This window comes from Microcoleus sp. LAD1_D5, from assembly GCF_036702115.1.
GTDB lineage: Bacteria > Cyanobacteriota > Cyanobacteriia > Cyanobacteriales > Microcoleaceae > Microcoleus.
The window spans coordinates 122,308-142,021 of sequence record NZ_JAUBSA010000007.1 but is presented as its reverse complement, the minus strand read 5'-3'; the positions used below and the strand labels follow the sequence as shown (position 1 = coordinate 142,021).

18 protein-coding genes are annotated in these 19,714 nt (G+C 44.9%); 8 read left to right on the top strand and 10 right to left on the bottom strand.

The features are described 5' to 3' along the window. Window positions 1-38 precede the first annotated feature (38 nt). The 4 genes from rppB to rppA form a co-directional block, all read right to left on the bottom strand. Window positions 39-1,370, bottom strand: coding sequence for a two-component system sensor histidine kinase RppB (gene rppB, locus QUA70_RS05730; RefSeq protein WP_333325980.1), 1,332 nt, complete (start codon window positions 1,368-1,370; stop codon window positions 39-41). A gap of 20 nt (window positions 1,371-1,390) precedes the next feature. Further along, a complete protein-coding gene (locus tag QUA70_RS05725; RefSeq protein ID WP_333345364.1) occupies window positions 1,391-1,738 on the bottom strand; it encodes a type II toxin-antitoxin system PemK/MazF family toxin in 348 nt (115 codons plus the stop codon). After that, window positions 1,735-1,965, bottom strand: a complete 231-nt coding sequence (locus QUA70_RS05720; protein WP_333325977.1) for a hypothetical protein — start codon at window positions 1,963-1,965, stop codon at window positions 1,735-1,737. The genes QUA70_RS05725 and QUA70_RS05720 overlap by 4 nt, the downstream gene beginning before the upstream one ends. 85 nt (window positions 1,966-2,050) lie before the next feature. Further along, window positions 2,051-2,740, bottom strand: a complete 690-nt coding sequence (rppA, locus tag QUA70_RS05715) for a two-component system response regulator RppA (RefSeq protein WP_333345365.1) — start codon at window positions 2,738-2,740, stop codon at window positions 2,051-2,053. Between the two features lie 301 nt (window positions 2,741-3,041). Between rppA and QUA70_RS05710 the strand changes: the two genes are divergently transcribed. The 3 genes from QUA70_RS05710 (at window position 3,042) to QUA70_RS05700 (ending at window position 6,254) form a co-directional block, all read left to right on the top strand. Continuing rightward, on the top strand, window positions 3,042-4,046 hold the full coding sequence (locus tag QUA70_RS05710; protein WP_333345367.1) for a multicopper oxidase domain-containing protein: 1,005 nt from the start codon (window positions 3,042-3,044) through the stop codon (window positions 4,044-4,046). Between the two features lie 157 nt (window positions 4,047-4,203). Beyond that, entirely contained in the window at window positions 4,204-5,232 is a 1,029-nt protein-coding gene (locus QUA70_RS05705; protein ID WP_333345369.1) for a helix-hairpin-helix domain-containing protein, read from the top strand. A gap of 77 nt (window positions 5,233-5,309) precedes the next feature. Further along, on the top strand, window positions 5,310-6,254 hold the full coding sequence (locus QUA70_RS05700; protein ID WP_333345371.1) for an FTR1 family protein: 945 nt from the start codon (window positions 5,310-5,312) through the stop codon (window positions 6,252-6,254). Window positions 6,255-6,357: 103 nt separating this feature from the next. Here the strand turns inward: QUA70_RS05700 and QUA70_RS05695 are convergent, their stop codons facing one another. Then, window positions 6,358-6,837 carry a hypothetical protein gene (locus tag QUA70_RS05695; RefSeq protein WP_333345373.1) on the bottom strand — a complete coding sequence of 160 codons (480 nt, stop codon included), beginning with the start codon at window positions 6,835-6,837 and terminating at the stop codon, window positions 6,358-6,360. Between the two features lie 223 nt (window positions 6,838-7,060). Between QUA70_RS05695 and QUA70_RS05690 the strand changes: the two genes are divergently transcribed. Continuing rightward, on the top strand, window positions 7,061-7,201 hold the full coding sequence (locus QUA70_RS05690; protein WP_333345375.1) for a porin: 141 nt from the start codon (window positions 7,061-7,063) through the stop codon (window positions 7,199-7,201). A gap of 332 nt (window positions 7,202-7,533) precedes the next feature. Here the strand turns inward: QUA70_RS05690 and QUA70_RS05685 are convergent, their stop codons facing one another. From QUA70_RS05685 to QUA70_RS05670, 4 genes are all read right to left on the bottom strand, one after another. Next, on the bottom strand, window positions 7,534-10,659 hold the full coding sequence (locus tag QUA70_RS05685) for an efflux RND transporter permease subunit (protein WP_333345377.1): 3,126 nt from the start codon (window positions 10,657-10,659) through the stop codon (window positions 7,534-7,536). A 59-nt stretch (window positions 10,660-10,718) separates the two neighbouring features. Next, on the bottom strand, window positions 10,719-12,674 hold the full coding sequence (locus tag QUA70_RS05680) for an efflux RND transporter periplasmic adaptor subunit (RefSeq protein WP_333345379.1): 1,956 nt from the start codon (window positions 12,672-12,674) through the stop codon (window positions 10,719-10,721). A gap of 193 nt (window positions 12,675-12,867) precedes the next feature. Beyond that, the gene (locus tag QUA70_RS05675) at window positions 12,868-13,065 is read right to left on the bottom strand and encodes a hypothetical protein (RefSeq protein WP_333345381.1); all 198 of its coding nucleotides are present in this window, start codon (window positions 13,063-13,065) and stop codon (window positions 12,868-12,870) included. A 348-nt stretch (window positions 13,066-13,413) separates the two neighbouring features. After that, a complete protein-coding gene (locus QUA70_RS05670) occupies window positions 13,414-14,133 on the bottom strand; it encodes a DUF305 domain-containing protein (RefSeq protein ID WP_333345383.1) in 720 nt (239 codons plus the stop codon). A 322-nt stretch (window positions 14,134-14,455) separates the two neighbouring features. On the opposite strand from QUA70_RS05670, the gene QUA70_RS05665 reads away from it, so the two are divergent. From QUA70_RS05665 to gloA, 4 genes are all read left to right on the top strand, one after another. Continuing rightward, the gene (locus QUA70_RS05665; RefSeq protein ID WP_333345385.1) at window positions 14,456-14,650 is read left to right on the top strand and encodes a heavy-metal-associated domain-containing protein; all 195 of its coding nucleotides are present in this window, start codon (window positions 14,456-14,458) and stop codon (window positions 14,648-14,650) included. Between the two features lie 36 nt (window positions 14,651-14,686). Continuing rightward, window positions 14,687-16,942, top strand: coding sequence for a heavy metal translocating P-type ATPase (locus QUA70_RS05660; RefSeq protein ID WP_333345387.1), 2,256 nt, complete (start codon window positions 14,687-14,689; stop codon window positions 16,940-16,942). A 19-nt stretch (window positions 16,943-16,961) separates the two neighbouring features. Continuing rightward, entirely contained in the window at window positions 16,962-17,198 is a 237-nt protein-coding gene (locus QUA70_RS05655; RefSeq protein ID WP_333325936.1) for a hypothetical protein, read from the top strand. Between the two features lie 75 nt (window positions 17,199-17,273). Next, window positions 17,274-17,702, top strand: coding sequence for a lactoylglutathione lyase (gloA, locus tag QUA70_RS05650; RefSeq protein ID WP_333345390.1), 429 nt, complete (start codon window positions 17,274-17,276; stop codon window positions 17,700-17,702). Between the two features lie 93 nt (window positions 17,703-17,795). On the opposite strand, the gene QUA70_RS05645 is transcribed toward gloA, so the two are convergent. Beyond that, window positions 17,796-19,571 carry a hypothetical protein gene (locus QUA70_RS05645; protein WP_333345392.1) on the bottom strand — a complete coding sequence of 592 codons (1,776 nt, stop codon included), beginning with the start codon at window positions 19,569-19,571 and terminating at the stop codon, window positions 17,796-17,798. Window positions 19,572-19,714: the final 143 nt, after the last annotated feature.

Sequence of the window (19,714 nt, the reverse complement as noted above, 5' to 3'; positions counted from 1 at the left end):
ACCCTAAAAAGACGATTCGGTTTCCCTCACATAGTAACTCACAAAGGCAGCCGCAGGAGAAAGGTGCTGCCGGAACCCAATTCGCTGCGGGCGCTGAGGCTGCCGCGGTGTGCCCGGGCGATGGTTTGGGCGATCGCCAATCCCAGTCCCGAACCGCCGGTATGGCGCGATCGATCGCTGTTGACTCGGTAAAATCGATCGAATATTCGCGCTAAATCTGCCGCCGCCATCCCAATACCCGTATCTTGAACCTGAACGATCGCCTCTTGGTGGCTGCAATCTAAAATAACTGTTACTTTCCCGCCCGCCGGAGTGTACTGAATGGCATTAACAATTAAATTAGCAACTAAGCGATAAAGTTGGTCGGAATTGCCGACAACATTTAATTGCTGCTGCACTCGCACTTCGGATGTTAACGCTACCTTAGAAGCGATCGCCAAAGCTGCCAATTCCTCGACTAAATCGCTAACAAGGTCATTCAAACAACACAATTGAGCGCGATCGCGTATCGCTTGATTATCCATGCGAGCCAGCAGCAGCAAATCAGCAACTAACTGAGTTAATCGTCGGTTTTGGCGATCGATCGTCCGCAAAATTTCCCGCGCCTCTTTTTCATCCCATTGAGGCGTCAACAGCGCTGATTCTACTGTCGCCTGCGAAGCCGCTAAAGGCGTCCGCAATTCGTGGGCTGCATCGGCTGTAAACTGTTGGATTTGTCGGTAGGAAGAATAAATCGGTTTCATTGCCAATCCTGCCAACAACCAACTAGCAAAGCCTATCAAAATCAATGCTGTAGGCAATCCTAATTTCAAAACCCATTTCACTGTACTGAGATAATCATTGAAGTCTTGCAGGCTCCGCCCCACTTGAAAATATCCCCAATCTTGCTGTGTTTGGGTGTGGAGCGCTACAGAAATTTGGTGATAAACATTGCCTTTGGTGTCAGTTAGTGTTTGCCAGTATTGGGAGTTAAATTCGGCTGGTAATTCTTCTGGGTAAGCGCCAGCCGTAGCAATTAATTGCCCCGAATAATCAAATAAACGAATATAGTAATAGCCTTGGTTGATAGCGCTTAAAATATGGCGGCTTGGTAACTGTTCTTTAATGCCTTTAACTCCCATTAGGCGGAGGTTGGGCAAAAGTTCGTTTACTATTGGCTCCAAGCGTCCGGGCTGCTGCAATTTGAGTTCTAGGCTGTCGTGCAGCGTCCCGGCTACCGATTCTAATTCCCGGTCTATGGCTACCCAGTGAGCGTGGGCGATCGCCTTATAGACGCCAAATCCCAACAAGCTTAAAATCAAACCCATTACTGCTGCATAGGAAATGGCTAATTGCCAGCGAGTTCGATTAAATAGTTTATTTTGATTCACATTGAGTCGATCGCTCTTTTTTAAGGTAAATATCCCAAGGTAAATAATACATTATTTTCTAATTGTACCAATAGTTCTGGATTAACTTCACCAATTTTATTTCGCAAGCGTGTTTTATCCAGAACTCGCATTTGATGGCACAATGCAACGGAATATTGAGTCAATCTTCCCTCACCGCTGGGAATGAAAACACATGAAGGGAGAGAAGCACGGCGCAGATTAGTTGTTAGAGGAATACTGATAACAGTAGTCGTGTATCTCGCAATAGTATCGTTCGGGAAAATAATTATGGGACGTACACCTGCCTGTTCGGAACCTTGTGTAGGATCGAGGGCTGCAATCCAGATTTCACCTCGTCTGACTGTCATGCCAAATCCTCATGTTTTAGGAGTTCTGCATATTCGCTTATTCCGAGTTCCGCAAGTTGTCGGTCTTCTTCGGCAAATTCGCCGTAGAGTGCAGCTAAGTTAGTTTCATCGATTGCTGGGATAGTAGCTAATCGGGCACGGAATTTTAGGAAGGTAATAAATTCAAATACTTGTTTGAGTTGTTCTTGATCGAGCTTTTCTAACTCTTGTTGGATTAAATCTTTCATAGCAGTCATTTTTACGATCGAGTTTTCTATATTATAGTCAGATACTGGAACGAGATATAATCCGCCCGGCGTTGCCCCTACAGCTTTAATTTCTCATGCGGTATCCGACGCCGTGAACAGTTTCAATTAAATTCGTGCCGCCAACCGACTCAAGTTTGCGCCTCAGCAAGCGCACTTGAGCTGCTACCACATTGCTAAAGGTATCTGCACTCGCCTCCCATAGCTGATTCCGAATTTGGTCAGTGGTGATAATTTGGTTGGGATGTTTCATAAAGTATTCTAGCAGTTGAAACTCTTTGTTTGTTAGAGAAATCATCTGGTTGTTGCCACTTCGAGCGAGATGGCACACAGTTCGATTTCCGCAGTCCAAAATTAGATTGCCTACCTGTAGCTGTTGCGGTTGAATTTGGGGGGAGCGCCTCTGCAAAGCCCGCAATCTTGCTAACAGTTCTGCCATCCCAAACGGTTTAACTAAATAATCGTCAGCCCCGGCATCTAGTCCCGCAACTTTATCTTCCATTCGATCTTTGGCTGTTAGCATTAAGACGGGCAGGGCGCTATTTTTAGCACGCAATCTCCGCAGCAGTTCCAATCCTGACAATCCTGGTAGCAACCAGTCAAAAATAGCCAGGTTATATTGCATCCAGTAACTGTCTAAATATTCCCAAGCTTCATTGCCATCCAAAGCCCAATCAACTATATATTTTTCCTGCTTTAAGGTTCGCTCGATCGCTTTCCCTAAATCGGGTTCATCTTCAACTAGCAAAACTCTCATAACTCTAATTTATAGCGGTAAATCCTTATACATTGTTAGCCATCGGCAGCATCTACCCCAACATCTAACCTCACATACTGAGATGAAATCAGCATGAAATTTTATGAGCGAAACTAATTGGATCGCAAGCCCCCGGATTCATTCCAACGCGCAGGCTGACTGACGGGAATACATCTAAAATCTAAAATCTAAAATCGATTGACTTCCCAGAAAAAGATGACTGTTGACAATAATTGACAACAAGCTAGTAATGTCTTATAATCAACCACGAGTAAATTTTTGAGAAAATTTTTCAATAAGTATGACAGATTTATCCGATCGTCCCGCCATTAAAAAGGCTGGGCGCTGGAGTCGCCGCCAACTGCTACAGCTAGGAATAGCTGGGGCTGGGGTAGCGGGCGGCGCGATCGCACTTCAACATTTGACTCGCAAACCGACATCAGTTGCGAGAATACCGCCAATCCCCGCAGATGCACTCACCGTCAGCAATATCAACCCGATGCAAATTGCGCGGGATTTTGATTACGGCACGGTGACGCGCGAAAACGGGCGCACGGTTCGGGAATTTCGCCTGGAAGCTAATACTTCGATCGTCCAACTTAATAGCGCCGTCACTTTCAACACTTGGAACGTGAACAATCGCGTGCCGGGGCCGACATTGAGGGCAACTGAGGGCGATCGTATCCGCGTCATTTTTTATAACAAAGCCGGAGATTCTCATTCGCTGCACTTTCACGGCGTTCATACCAGCGAAATGGATGGCGTTAAACCAGTGAAACACGGTTCGGTATTTATTTATGAATTCGATGCCAATCCCTACGGAGTGCATCTTTATCACTGCCATATTGAGCCTGTAACTCGTCATATAGGTAAAGGACTCTATGGAATGTTCATCATCGATCCGCCAAAACCCCGTCCTCCCGCCGATGAAATCCTTTTAATCATGGGAGGATACGACGTAAACGACGACAAAAAAAACGAACTTTACGCTTTTAACGGGTTGCCCAATTATTACATGAACAACCCGATCTCTATTTACCGAAATCAGCTAATCCGGCTGTACGTTCTCAACCTGATTGAGTACGAAGCGGCAGTGACTTTTCACCTGCACGCCAACTTTTTTGACGTATATCGCACGGGAATGACTTTGACTCCCAGTGAAAGAACCGATGTAATCACAATGGGAGTAGCTGAACGGCATATCTTAGAATTTACCTACGGCTACGCTGGAAAATTTATGTTTCATCCCCATCAAGATGCGATCGCCGAAGCAGGCTGCATGGGTGTATTTGAAGTCATCACTTAAACCCAATCCTGCTACCAGGGTGCGCCGATTCAAATAAAGTATGAAATTATTTGACAAGCTCGATCGCAAATAGGTAGAATGAATAGCTCGCAAATTGAGAATTATTCTTAATAACTTGTGAGTCCAAATGCACATAACGTAAAAATTAGCAACTGCCATGTTACCATCCTTTCGCTTATTACCCACAGTCACTGCTACAGCCATCCTCGTTGCTCTGGCTGGTTGCGTTTCCCCCACAGCCAGCAACACCGACAGCACACCCTCACCCGTTGCCACAGCCAGTCCCGCATCCACAAGCGGTCACAGCGGGAATCACGGCAGCAAAGGCGGCATCAACATCAATACTGCCATTCTTTCAGAGTTAGATAAACTCGAAGCCAAGTTAGGAGTGCCAGCACTTTCTAACAAAATTCAATCCAGCCGCCCTTACGGAAAAGTCGAAGAATTGGTTTCAAAAAATGTCATTACTCAAGCCCAATTCGACCAAATCAAAGACTTGGTAACTATTGAAAATGTGGTGCTGACAGGCGAACCCAAAGATGTAGACTACATGACTAAACTTGGCTTGATGAAAGGGCATCTTTTCGTAGCCCAAGAACTATTGGAGCAAGGCAAACCCGAGCAGGCAGAACCGCACATCGGGCATCCAGTCGAAGAAATTTATGCTGATGTGGAAGATCAGCTAAACGAGCGTAAAATTCCCGAATTTAAGACTACTTTAATTAAATTGCAGGATTTAGTTAAAGCGGGTGCAAAAGATCCGGCTCAAGTGAATGCAGAATTTGACACATCTATGCAAGCAGTTGATGGAGCAATTGCCGCCCTTCCCGAAACCCAGCGAAAAGATCCGAAATTCGTGCTGCAAGTGATTAACGGCTTGCTAGATACAGCTAACTCCGAATATGGAGCCGCAGTTGCTAACGGCAAAATTTCCGCAATTATTGAATATCAAGATTCGCGGGGTTTTGTCATGTACGCGGAAATGCTGTACAAAGATATCGCCGAGCAAGTGGCTAAAACCAGCCCGGAAATCGATAAAGCAATTGTTGCCAACATGACTGAACTTAAGGCAAATTGGCCAACTGCGATCGCACCCCCCGCCCCCGTAAAAACCACCGAACAAGTCAACCAGCTCGTTAAAGCGATCGAGAGCGACAGCCAAAAAGTTCTCAAACCCGCATCTTAAAAGAGTTAACTCAAGCCGCCAACGGTAATTGGTAAAAAATATACCAATTACCTCCACATATTACCTAAACTAAAAAAATGAATTTTAGCGAAGCATTACCCACATTTGTAATTACCCTGCGCGAAGGAGTAGAAGCCGCCTTAGTTGTCGGAATCGTTCTAGCTTGCCTCAAAAAATCCGGTCAAAGTTATTTAAATCCTTGGGTTTTTGGCGGTGTTGCGGTTGGACTTATCGCCAGCGCTTTGATAGGTATAGTGTTCGGCTGGACTATTCAAATTTTATCTACATCCAATCAGCCTTTTGCGCCGATTATGGAGTCGCTGCTAGAGGCAACCTTTGGGGTGTTAGCGATCGCAATGCTGAGCTGGATGCTGATTTGGATGACCAAGCAAGCGCGATTTATGAAAGCCGAAGTCGAAGGCGCTGTGAGTGCTGCCTTAACCCAAAATTCTCATGCCGGCTGGGGCGTATTTAGTTTAGTTTTGATTGCTGTTTTACGCGAAGGATTTGAAACCGTTTTGTTTGTCGTCGCTAAGTTTGAACAAGGGATTATTCCAGCCCTCGGCGCTTTGGGCGGCATGCTCTTAGCCACCGGAATTGGTGTCTTACTGTTCAAATGGGGAATAAAAATTAATATCCGCCTGTTTTTCAAATATATGGGCATTTTATTGCTCTTTATTGTAGCGGGTTTAGTGGTATCTACATTGGGACTTTTTGACAGCGCGATGAATATTTTATCGCAAACAAATCGCGAATCAGCAGCCCTGTGTTTTTATTACGAAAGATTTACTAAAATCCACTCTTGCATTCTCGGGCCGATGGTCTGGAATACCTCGCAACTGCTTCCCGAAGAAAAGTTTCCAGGTTTGTTGTTGAGTGCGCTGTTTGGATACACGGATAAGCTTTATTTAGTGCAGGGCCTGGCTTATTTCGGATTTTTAATTACCATCGGCGGCATTTACTTTCAAAGTTTGGCAGGTCGAGTGTTTTTCCCATTCAAAAAAACACAGGCCACCAAATAGTAAATAAAGTGCGATCTGCTTTTGAGTGGAAATGCAGGAGGGAGTTGTGTGTTGCTAATAACTAATACGCCCATAAGTGAGAGCGCATTAGGAAATCAGCTATCTATTGATTGAAGGTAAAACGACCGTCAACTTTTTCTCCGTTAATATCCGCAGTCACTTTCACTGGATACTGACCGGGTTCATTGCCGGGAAACACCACAGCGTAATGTTTGCCCTCAGCATCATACTTGAGAGCTAGAGTTTGCTGCTTTCCATTCGTTAACTGCACTTGAGCCGTCACTTTAGCATTAGGAACTGGTTCCTTTTTCTCCCCTTTTTGCAAAAAAACATCTAAATGAGTTCCGGTAGCTTCTTTTTCAGGTACAAACTCTAAATAGTAAGCTCCAGACTTTACAACTTGCCCCCCTTGAGTTGCTGTTGCAGGAGCAGTGGCGGGAGCCGAAGATGCAGGTTGAGAGGCGACAGGAGAGGAGGCTGGACTGCTATTTGTATCGCTTGCTTGGTCGTCGTTACTGCAAGCTCCCAAAAACAGCAATCCGACACTGCCTAAAATAATTAAATTTGATTGGAGCGATTTCATTTGTTTGAGTCCTTGCGTACAATGATTGAAAAGTATGACACCCAGAAATGAAACTCGGATGAAGTCTTCACACTTTCATACAAGTATTCGGCTTGCGACCTCGAAAATTAAATATTTTTATAAATCTTAATGTTTCCGCCCTTGACTCTATAGCGCTTGAAAGTTTATGCTATTTATAGTTTCCCAAAAAAAAATTTCATCCTAAATTCCCAGGTAAAAATTAATGATTAAAGCAACTCAGACTAAACGATTCACTCTCGCAGCTTTGACGGCCGTTCTCCTGACAGCAGGTACAGCCGCTGTTGTCTTTGCCGCAGGCCCCTGCAATACTCCTGACTGTCCGCCAGCTAATTGCGATAAATAATCCTTATTTCCCCCGATGTGTGTAGATTCTATCAGGGATTTTTCGCAGGGGAGAAGCAAGAGAATATCCGACAGCAGTAACTCTGTTTTGAGTTACTGCTGCTTTTTTCTCCACTACAAATGTTAACAATAGAAAATATTTAATCTTGAAAAATCGGGTTACTATAGCCACCACAAAAAAGTGAAACTGGCTACCGATATGAGGAAATTCAGCGCATGAGTGCGTTCCAAGCTGAGTTGGAAGCTTATAAAAAACTTTGGACAAATCGAGCTTCCGACAATCCCGATAGCGAGCCACTTTGCAGTTTGATTAAGGGAGTTCAGTAAAATTTATCAGTTCGCTATTTCAGCTTTAACTACCTTCCCGTCTTCAATAACTGGCTGAGGTGGTTGAGGTCGTAAAAAATGCCCAAATTGAGCATACAAAGCTGGCAAAACTAACAGAGTTAGTGCTGTCGAAGTAAATAACCCTCCTAAAACTACTACTGACAGCGGTTGCAAAATTTCCTTGCCCGCCCCGCCTACAAATACTAAAGGTGCTAAACCCAAAGCTGAAGTTAAAGCGGTCATCAAGATGGCGTTGAGCCGTTCCATCGAACCTTTAATAATTGCTTCCTTAAAAGGCAGTCCTTCGGCAAACTTAGAGTTGTAGTTGTCTACTAAAAGCAAGCCGTTGCGGGTGGCAACGCCGAATAATGTGACAAAGCCAACCAGGGAAGCTACAGAGATGATGCCGCCCGTCAAAGCTACCGCAATTACTCCTCCTACTAATCCGATCGGCAAATTAATCATAATCATAGCAGTTGAAGCGATAGACTTGACGGACAAGTACATCAATACTGTAATTACCAAAAAGGCGATCGCACTAAATATCATAATATTTTGCGAAGCTCTTTGTTCCGCTTCAAATTGACCGCCGTACTGGATAAAATAGCCAAAAGGTAACTCCACCTCTCGTTTAACTTTAGCTTGAATTTCATTCACAACCGATCGCAAATCCCTACCTTTAGCATTAGCCGCCGCCACAATCAAGCGAGAAACATTCTCACGGTTAATCGTATTGGGCCCCGTACCGTATTTGACACTCGCAACTTGGGCGAGGGGAATTTTGTTGCCGCTGGGAGTATCAACCAGCAAATTCTGAATAGTTTCTAGGTTGTTTCTGGCTTCAGGCTGCAACCACACAACTAAATCAAAAGTTTGCTGCACCTCCAAAACTTGAGAAACAACTTTGCCGTTTAAAGCTGTCTCAATTATTTCAGAAAGCTCTCCGATTTTCAAACCGTATCTACCCGCAGCTTGACGGTTAAACTTAATTTGAATTTGTGGCACTGGCACCTGCGGTTCGAGTTGCAAATCCACAATGCCTTCAACTGTTTTCATTTGCTCTTCAACTTGGGCACCGATGCTGCGAAGTTGATCCAAATCCGGGCCAAAGATTTTGACAGCAATCTGACTCCTGACACCAGATAAAACCTCATCCATCCGGTGAGAAATAAAACCGCCGATATTTGGTGCAACTCCCGGCAATTTAGCAAATTCCTGCCGCAGCGACTCCAAAGTTTGCGGCCTGTTTTTCAGCCCTGCCTCGCTCAAACCGATATCAATGTGAGCTAAATTGACTCCCGCAGCATCAGCATCTCCCGGAGCTCGGCCCGATCGCACTTGCACGTATTCAAACCTGGTATCATTCTTAAGTGCATCTTCAATAGCAAAAGCTGCGCTATCTGTTGTCTCCAAAGACACCCCCGGATAAAGCATAATAGTATTCACCAAAGTTTGCTCCTGAAACTCCGGCAAAAACACCCGTCCAAAGGAAGGCAAAATAATTAATGCAGCCACCATGCTAGCAGCAGCTAAAGCTAAAATAATTCCCGAATATCGCATTGACAATTGTATAAAAAAATGATAGAGTTTCTTGCAAAATCTCGGCAGCCAAGGTTCTTGTGAACTCATGCGTTTGGTAGGCAACAAAATAGCGCAAAGGGCCGGAGATATTAACAGAGATTCTAGACTCGAAATCACAACAACTACCAGATAAGTAATCCCCATCGGCGTAAAAATTCGACCTTCTACACCGGGCAAAGTAAAAATTGGCGAAAACACAACAATGCCAATAACAGTCGCTCCAATTAACGAATCGCGCACCTCCTGACTGCCATCAAAAATCACATCCATCACCGGGCGAGGATGAAGAGAAGACGTATTTTCTCTCAAGTTGCGGTAGGTATTTTCGGCATAAACGATCGCATCGTCGATCGCAGTGCCGATCGCCACGGACAAACCCCCCAAAGTCATCGTATTCAGCCCCAGCCCCAGCCAATACATCGCCAGCAGCGCCAACAGCCAAGTCAGAAAGAAATCTAGCAAAACAACCGCCAGAGTGCGCCAATTCATCAAAAACGGGATGAGAATAAGGGTGACGATAATACTGCCTTCAACTAAAGCCGATCGCACATTCTCCACCGAGGAATTAATATATTCTTCCTGTCGAAAAGTCACAGTAACTTTAATATCTTTTGGCAGAGCTTGCTGCACCTCAGCCATTGCTGCCTCAACCGCTTTAGTTACCGTCGGAGTATCAGCAACGGGCTGTCTGTTTACCATCACAATCACAGCTTTTTTGCCGTTAAAACTGCCATCGCCCCGCTTGATTGCAGCACCAATCTTGACATCAGCCACATCACCAATTCTGACGGGTGTTCCGTGGCGAGAGTCGATCGCCGATTGCTGCAAATCTTCCAGAGACTCAATCCGCCCCACCCCTCGGATTAAAGTTTCTCGATCCGGCGTAATTAAATACCCCCCTGGCGCGTTAACATTCGCAGCCGCCGCCGCTTCAGCCACTTGCTGCAACGACACATTAAAAGCTTTCAACTTAGCAGGTTCTACTAATATTTGATACTGCTTTTCTTCGCCGCCGTAAGCCACCACTTGAGCAACCCCAGTCACTGCCAAAAGCCGATTTGTAACTTGCCAATCAACCAGACGGCGCAATTCCATCAAAGGAGTAGTTTCCGATGTAAAAGCATAGGTAATAACAGTGCCCACAGGAGAAGTTGTGGGAGAAATTTGCGGTGTTTCTACCCCAGCCGGGAGTTTGCTTTGCGCTTGCTGCAACCGTTCTGTTATCAACTGGCGCGCTTGATAAATTTCAGTTCCCCAATCAAAGATTACCTTAACCGCAGAAAGGCCCACAGCGGAAGACGATCGCACTGCTGTCACCCCAGGAGTTCCATTAATTGCACTTTCAATTGGCAGTGTTACTAAAGACTCGATTTCTTCCGGTGCGAGACCCGGTGCTTCGGTTTGAATTTCGACTTGCGGGGGTGCAAAAGGAGGGAAGACATCAAGCGACATTTGGGGGATGATAGAAAATGTCCACAGACTAACAATAATTGTGGCGATAACGACTAGCCAGCGGCGGTTAATTACCCATCTCAGAATAGTGCTGAACATTTAGTAATTGGTAATTGGTAATTAGTAATTAGTAATTAGTTCAAAAAAAGTCCAAATTGTTACTTCAAACTCTTGACTTCTGCCTCTTGAGTTTTAAGGTGATGGTTGTCATTGTGTAACAGCAGTTCATTGTCCAACGCCGATGTAGAGGCGGAAAAACTATTGTTTCCGGCATTGTTTCCAGAATCCGCTGCTATTGCTGGCAATTTGCGCCGCTTTCCCCACAACACGCCGGCTGTGAAAGTCAGTGATGCGATCGCAACTCCTCCCCCTATTCCCGCCCACCATAAAGACACGGGTAAATTATTAAAATTAACCTCTGTTAGCTTTGGAGTTGCCTTTTTGTTTTCCTCGTCTTTTGAGGGCTTGCTGCCGCCCCGCAAAGATTGTGCGTAGAGTTGAGGTGCTCGCTGCGTTACTATCAAATCTCCCTCGAATAAACCCCTCTTCACTTCAACTAAATCTCCGGCAGTTTGACCGAGTTCAATTTCAACAGGTTGATAAGCATTGCCATTTTGGACGTAAACGGTTTTTTTACCGCTAACATCCACTACCGCCGCACTCGGAATTACTAAAATATTTGTTGCAGTTTTGTCGGTTAAAATCTCCAACTCAGCAAACAGTCCAGGTTTTAATTCGCCGTTAATATTATCTAGTTCTGCTTTTACCAGCACAACCCGCGTTTCTCCTTCCACGGATGACCCAATTAAGGCGATTTTTCCATTGAAAGTGCGATCGGGTAAATTAGCGACTTTTACCCTGACTTCCTGACCCTTTTTTACTTTATTCAGGTCTTTTTCGTAAATGTTGGCTGTGGCAAAAACGCGGCTGTCATTTAAGAGACTCATCAACGGTTTTTCAGCGTTTACTGACTCGCCTGGGGTGATTTCGCGATCGGCTACCGTCCCCGAAATCGGAGCAACTACGGTAACGAGTCCTCGATCGTTGGCAACAGTTCCTAATTGTTGCAGCCGCGCTTGATAGGCTGCGTCAGCCAAGCGAATGCGCGACTGAGCGACTTCGACTGCAGTTTTTCCGCGTTTGAGTTGGTTCTCGGCTTCTAGGACTTCCCGGCGACTCTGATCTCTGGTAAGTTGAGCTTTTGCTTCTGCTACTCTGCCTTGAGATTCCCGCAATTCCCGCATCGGCAGGTCTACTTCGGCTTGTTTAATTTCGGTTTGGGCTTTGATAACTTCAGGACGGCTTTTTGCCTTAGCAACAGTGGCTTTAGCTTCGGCGAAGTGGGCTTGCGATTCCAGCATTGTGCGCCGCGCGATCGCCCCAGATGCCACTAATTCTTTGTCGCGATCGAACTGTTCTTTAGCCACTGTCAGTTCAGTTTCTGCCCGCGCTATTTCGGCTTCCGCTATTTCAACTTGACGCTGATAGTTTTCTTTAGCGGCTTGCACAACTGAACGCTTGTTGACTAATTCTTGTTCTTGCTGGTACTGCTTAGTTACCGCTGTCAACTGGGTTTGGGCTTGGGCGATTTCTGCTGCGGATATTTGACTTTGGCGATCGTAATTTTCTCGTGCTAGTTTTAGATCGCCTTCCGCTTGCTGCAAATCTGCCTCAGCTTCGGCACGTTTCGAGAGAGATTCAACCCGCAACTGTCCTAATTCTGAACTCGATAAAACCGCAACGGGTTGACCTTTTGATACTTTGTCCCCAGGCTTAACCAACAACTCTACTACTTTGCCAGCAACAGGAGCCGTCACTTCTACTTTTTGGTTGGGCAAAGTTTCAATTTGTCCTGTGGTTTTGATGCCGATATCTAGTCGCTGGCGGGCGGCAGGGGAGACTTTAATTCCTAATCGTTTGGCTGTTTCGGCATCGACAGAAATAGCAGCAGGAGTTTGAGTTGTTTCGCCGCTTTGGTGAAATTCATCTCCGTGTCCCGCGTGTGCCAAAACGACAGCCGGAGAACTTAGCAAAATTAGGCTGAACAAAGTTCCTGAAAAGCTGCTAATAATTGCCGGACATTGAGCATACTTGTGGAATATCATCGTTGGCATTGTCCTTGAAATCAGGTTGAGTGCCACAGGTTTAGCAGTTGCTATTTTGCCAAGGTAAGTAAGTGATACCCATTAAGTAAAGTTACTTATTAGCATTTTCCAAGAAGCGACCGCTAAGCAATGACCGAGAGCTAGAAATGCTCTACTCAACCTAGTATTTCACGGTCAAATGAAATTAGGATGAAATTTGGCATCAGCAGCCCAGATACCCACCGGCTTCTAAAATACCAATATAAGTTGTGCCTAATGACAAGCGATTGTGCTGTAGATTTTTTTCCGTTTTTTTTATCTCTTCTTGCGCTTCAATTTCTTTTGTCAATGCGCTCACTAGCTCATCTACGGCTGCATTTGATTTATAAGTGGTGTTTAATTCCAAGCTATTCAATATCATAAACTACCCTCTCTATCTATATAGCTTTTTGCTGACTTATCTACTACTTTTGAGGTAGGGCGGAGCAATTGTATACAGTATTCTTACGTAATTTTCTACTACTTTAGACGTAGGGCGGCTCAATGGTCTACATTATGTTTAGGTCATCTAAGGAAACTGAGGTGGAGTCAGACAAATGCTGACAGCCACAGTCGAGCTATATTACTTTGTCTACCAAGGTTGTAGGCACTTTTTCATTTGCTCAATTTCTTGCTTTGGTGAAGCCAGTATTTTCGGATCTCTTGAGCTAATGTGATTAATATCACTCATTTTCTGGAATTGTTTCACCTTTTGTTTAGGGTAGCTAACTTACTGTTTATACCAAGCTTGCCGCCACTGTTTCATTTGCTCAATTTCTTGCTTTTGCGAAGTCAGAATTTCTTGAGACAATTTTTTCATTTCCGGGCGTTTTGACTTCTTCAAAGCATCTTCAGCCATCACTAAAGCTCCCTCGTGGTGAGGAATCATCGCATTGATAAATCGCAAGTCAAATTGATCGTCAGCAGCACCTAAATCCATACTCATCATCATGCTTTGCATTTGTTCGGGAGTCATTGCCATCATGTGACCCATGGGAGCGTGATAAGCCATCGGCGTACTGCTGGCTTTGGGATACCAAGTTTTTCGCCACTCTTTCATTTGATTTATTTCGCGGTTTTGAGCAGCAATTATATCAGTGGCAAGTTTTTTCATTTCCGGGCGTTTGGATTGTTTAAGCACATCTTGAGCCATTTTTACAGCGCCTTGATGGTGTACTGTCATGCCATCAATAAATCGCAAATCGTAGTCGGCATCAGCAGGGCCTAAATCCATTGACATATCGTGATTCATGCCATGATTCATGCCACCCATGCCGCCACCTTGTGCCACGTCTTGCTTGTTGTTTGCTTGGGTTGCAGCCGTAACATTTGGGGCTGGAGTTTCGCTGGAAGGGCTTTTTGAACAAGCTGCAAGCACTCCGCTGGTTACAGCGGCTGTGGCGGTCAACATCAGCGCTGCAAAGCCTGTTTTCAATGAAATTGGTTTCATAGAGCTTATATCCTTAAAACGGCCATTTATCTTCAGCTTTTCACATATAAATGAAATTAGGATGAAATTTTTGCTGCTAACTTGTAAAGAATTATTGCTGTGCCGTCGATCGCACTCAAAGTTAAGATTTACAAAACTCACTTGAATCTAATTATGTAGGGTACACAGTGTGCGCCTTACCTTTATGGGTAGCCTGTCAAACCACTTTTTTCCTAATTCCTGATTTATTTTGCAATTTCCCTTGACTCTCCAGCCTACTGGAGACTTTACCATGGAGTTAATTCATTGATTGAGCAGAGTAATTTCTGCTGAGGTTCAAATTATGACTTTACAGCTAAAAGTTCCTAAGATGGCTTGTTCTGCTTGTGCGACTACAATCACAAAAGCAGTCCAAGCCATTGACTCAGCCTCTACCGTTGAGGCGGATCTCAAGACAAAATTGGTCACGATTCAAACCGCTAAGTCGGAAATTGAAGTTAGGAAAGCGATCGCATCTGCTGGCTATCCAGCTATTTAAAGACAGAAGGTAATTGTCTAATTTATGAGGGCATATATGGACAATCTCACACTTAAATTGCGGGGCATGAGTTGTGCTTCTTGTGCTTCCTCTATCGAACAAGCAATTCAATCTGTTCCCGGCGTAATTGAGTGTCATGTCAATTTTGGGATGGAACAAGCAACCATCCAATACGACTCCAAGCAAACCAACTTAGAAACAATTCAATCGGCTGTTGATGCTGCGGGATACCAAGCTTTGCCACTTCAAGAAATGGCGGCGACAGAGGATGATTCCGAACAAGCCGATCGCAAATCTGAATCTCAAACCTTGCAGCGGAAACTCTGGACGGCAGGTATCGTCAGCATCCTGCTAGTTGTGGGCGCTATTCCAGCGATGACCGGCTTGCACCTGCCATTTATTCCCGCATGGCTGCACAATTATTGGTTGCAATTAGCCCTGACATCACCCGTACAATTCTGGTGCGGCAAATCGTTTTATGTGGGAGCTTGGAAATCCCTAAAACGGCGACTGGCGACAATGGATACCTTGATTGCTTTGGGTACGAGTGCTGCTTACTTTTATTCTGTATTTGTGACATTTTTTCCCGGTTTATTCACAGCCCAAGGTTTAAATTCTGGCGTTTACTACGAAGTAGCCGCTACCGTTGTTGCCTTAATTTTGTTGGGAAAAACCCTAGAAAATCGGGCGAAGGGAGAAACTTCGGAGGCAATTCGGAAACTCATGGGTTTGCAAGCAAAAACTGCTCGGATAATTCGCAACGGGGAAGAGTTGGAAGTGCCGATCGCCAAAGTGGAAATTGGCGACATCGTGCAGGTGCGGCCCGGAGAGCAAATCCCCGTAGACGGAGAGGTAATTGAGGGTGGTTCGACGGTAGAAGAAGCAATGGTTACGGGAGAAAGTTTGCCTGTCAAAAAGCAGCTTGGCGACGAAGTTATCGGAGCCACAATTAACAAAACTGGCAGCTTCAAGTTTCGGGCGACAAGAGTTGGCAAAGATACATTTTTAGCCCAAATTGTCAAGATGGTACAGGAGGCACAGGGTTCAAAAGCACCGATTCAAAAGTTAGCAGACCAAGTGACTGGTTGGTTTGTCCCTGTAGTAATTGCCATCGCTTTAGCTACTTTTATTATCTGGTTTAACGCGACGGGAAACTTCACTCTAGCCACAGTGACCATGGTGGGAGTGTTGATTATTGCCTGTCCCTGCGCTTTGGGTTTAGCGACTCCGACTGCTGTGATGGTTGGCACGGGTAAGGGTGCAGAAAACGGAATTTTAATTAAAGGGGCCGAGAGTTTAGAATTGGCTCACAAAATCCAAATTATTGTGTTAGATAAAACAGGAACTCTTACTGAAGGCAAGCCAACTGTCACTGATTTTGTGACAATTAAAGGAACGGAGAATAGCAATGAGTTAAAGTTGCTGCAATTGGCGGCGTCTGTAGAGCGAAATTCGGAGCATCCTTTGGGCGAAGCTGTTGTTAGATACGCTCAATCTCAAGAGGTGAATTTGACGGATGTTAAGGATTTTGAGGCGATCGCCGGGAGTGGCGTGCGCGGGGTTGTAGCCGGAAAGTCGATCGCCCTGGGAACGCTGAGGTGGATGCAGGAACTAGGCTGCGATACTGAATATCTGGAACTGCGCGGGAGAGCTTTGGAAGCTGCGAGCAAAACGGTTGTTTGGATGGCTGTAGAAGGCAAAATAGAGGCAATTCTGGGCATTGCGGATGCTCTCAAACCATCGTCAGCGCAGGCGGTGAAAGCACTTCAAAAACTCGGTTTGGAGGTGGCGATGCTGACGGGGGATAATCGCGCGACTGCGGAGTCGATCGCCCAATCCGTGGGCATTACTCGCGTTTTTGCCGAAGTTAGACCCGACCAAAAAGCAGCTCAAATCCAAGCCCTGCAACGGGGAGGAAAAATTGTCGCGATGGTGGGAGACGGGATTAACGATGCACCGGCTTTGGCTTTAGCAGACGTGGGAATTGCGATCGGCACCGGTACTGATGTGGCGATCGCAGCCAGCGACATTACCTTAATTTCAGGAGATTTGCAAGGCATAGTTACAGCAATTAAACTTTCCCGCGCCACAATGCGGAACATCCGCGAAAATCTGTTTTTTGCGTTTATTTATAACATCGCTGGAATACCGATCGCGGCGGGGATTTTGTTCCCCATATTTGGCTGGCTGCTCAATCCAATTATCGCCGGCGGAGCAATGGCTTTTAGTTCAGTTTCCGTACTTACTAATGCTTTGCGCTTGCGGAATTTTAAACCAAAATCTATTGCATAAATTTGGAGGAATTATAAAAATGTTACACCATCGTCAAATTTTTGGAATTCTCGCCAGTTTAGGACTTGTGATGGGAATGGCATCGGGAGTTCAAGCTTCCGAACAGTCCGTCCCGCATTCTACTTCAACGAATCAATTCCGCAGCATTGAACAGCCGTTAAGTTTAAAAATTGGCGTAACAGCAGGGGGATTGACATTAATTGGTTTAGAACTGTGGTGGTTTTTGTTCAGTAAAAAGCAATCTAACACCAGGTAAACTGTGCCGACGCGGTTTTTTCCAGCAAGATATCGCTAAAATAGATGAAAGCTTAAGAAATTTGGAGTGAGCTAAATGCAATTACTACACACGATGCTCCGAGTCGGCAACCTGGAAGAATCCCTCAAATTTTACACCGAGGTTCTGGGCATGAAATTACTGCGGCAAAAAGAGTATCCAGACGGTAAATTTACTCTGGCTTTTGTTGGCTACGGCGACGAATCAGACACTACAGTTTTGGAATTAACATACAACTGGGGCGTCGAACAGTACAATTTAGGGGATGCTTACGGTCATATTGCGATCGGCGTTGACGACATTTATGGTACTTGCGAAGAAATTAAAGCCCGCAGCGGTAAAGTTATTCGGGAACCCGGCCCGATGAAGCACGGTTCAACAGTCATCGCTTTTGTGCAAGACCCAGATGGATATAAAGTTGAATTAATTCAACTGGAAAATCAAGCTAGCAGCAGTCAGAAAGTAGCAGCAACAACCGCATCCTAACTTTCTTAAGAGGGGGAAGGGGAAGGAAAAATTATCTTCCCTCTTCCGTTTTCCTTTTGACAACTGTCAAGTGTCAAGTGTCAACTGAAACTTTTAATTCGATCGCACCGACGGTACAAACTGCTGCAAATAAATTTTTTGCCACAAAATAGAAAAACTGCTGCCTATTTGGCTTAAACTATCAAATTTAGGAATTAATTTAGATTCTCGGCGCTGGTCTAAAGCCGCGATACCCGAAAAAAATACAGCTAATACTAACAAAAATACTACTATCACACTAAATAAAATAGTCCAATAAACTAGAAATTCCCTTGTGTAGCTGACCGCGAATATCCAGTTAATCACTAAATCGGATAAATACAAAAACAGCCCTACTGAAAACCCGGCCCGGAATAATAGCCACGTCCACTTAAACATATCTGTTGCAGTCTTGCTATTTTTGGACCCAGAAAGTTCTAACTCTCTAATTTGGGTGTTAATATTTGAGGTGATTTCATACAAAGTATACTGCAAACCATCTCTGATATAATTGAGTTCATTGTCGAGGTTTATGCACTGCTCGGATGTACTTTTATCTAAGCTCAGGTTTTGGATTTGTTTGCGGTGCGTCGCCAGTTTATTGTCTAGAGTGTAATCCCATTTTTCCAGCCGATCTACAGTCAAATACAAAAGTTCCCTATTAGCATCTAACAAGCTCTGGCAATTTATGATTGACTTAACTAACTTGCTGAGATTGTTGATATGCTCCTCTAGAGTATTTTGGGATTCCCTTTGTTTAGCTGACAATAAACTTGCGAGTTCGACATCCCGATCGCCGCACAGCGCCAAAGCCTCACCATACAAGTCGTCAATTTCCATTTTACCGAAATACAGTGACGCTTTGTACTCCTCGATTTCGGGAAGAGTCAGGGATTCTAAGGGCTGATATTTTACATTAAATTTATATACGAGCGCTGTCAGAATCTGCGCCGATTTTCGCTCCAGCTTGTCTTTGTACGGTGCTAAAATAATTGGAACTAGATTTTTGACTTTTGCTTCCGGGTGGTGCAGGAACTCAAAAATTTTGGCAAGTATTTTGGAGAATTCCCAGTCATTAAAATTATTTTCCGCAAATTCCAAAAAGTTTGTCACCGCTGCATCGTTTTCAGCATTCAATTTGTACGGGCCCGTAAATGCGATCGCAGCAAATACTCGATCGATCCAAAACAGATATTCTTCGCAATCCATTGACAGCCTCGGCAGCAGCCAGCGCGGCCCGTACACCCAAAAATCGAGACAATTCTCATATTCCTTACTGCTGTCATTTCTGCTGCTGTCGTCCAAAGCAAATTGGTTGCTTGTTAACTCTTTAATTTGCTCTTTTACAACCCGCCGCTCAATTTCCCCTGCATTGATTGTGACATTGACAGCACCTTCCTTGCCTTGTCGTTGTCCTGCTTCATCCAACCAAATTGACTTAATACTAACAGCCGCAGACCACCGAATTAAAGGAGTCGATCCCCCTCGCGCTTCCTGTTCTAACGCCGCCAGCAGATTTTTGCTAAAATCACTTGATCGAGCCGCTCTCTCACTTGATATCACTCCCTCTCGCACCTTCCCCAATGCCTGAATTGCCAAAGCCCGAAACAGTAAATTCGGATGGGGTTTTCTGACGGATTCCGGTATATTTTCTCTAAATATTCCGCTTTTCGGTACGCCCACAACTTCAGCAAAAGGATCGATCCCGCACTGTTGCAGGATTTTTTCAATTAGGTTTATTCTTTGCCAAGGTTGAGTATATTTAGTGAGAGTGAAGACTAGCGCTATGCCGCTGCACCCCATTGACTCAGGGATGTTAGGGCGATCGAGTTTCCACATATTGCTCGTCATAATTTGTCGCCAGGACAATTACTAGATATGGACGGCGTTGTTTGATGCTGAATTCAGCATTACATTTACTGCTGCTTTTTGTCAATATTAGTCCGGGAGGCATAGGGAGTTATAAACCCGGTTTCACGAGTAAATTTCTCATA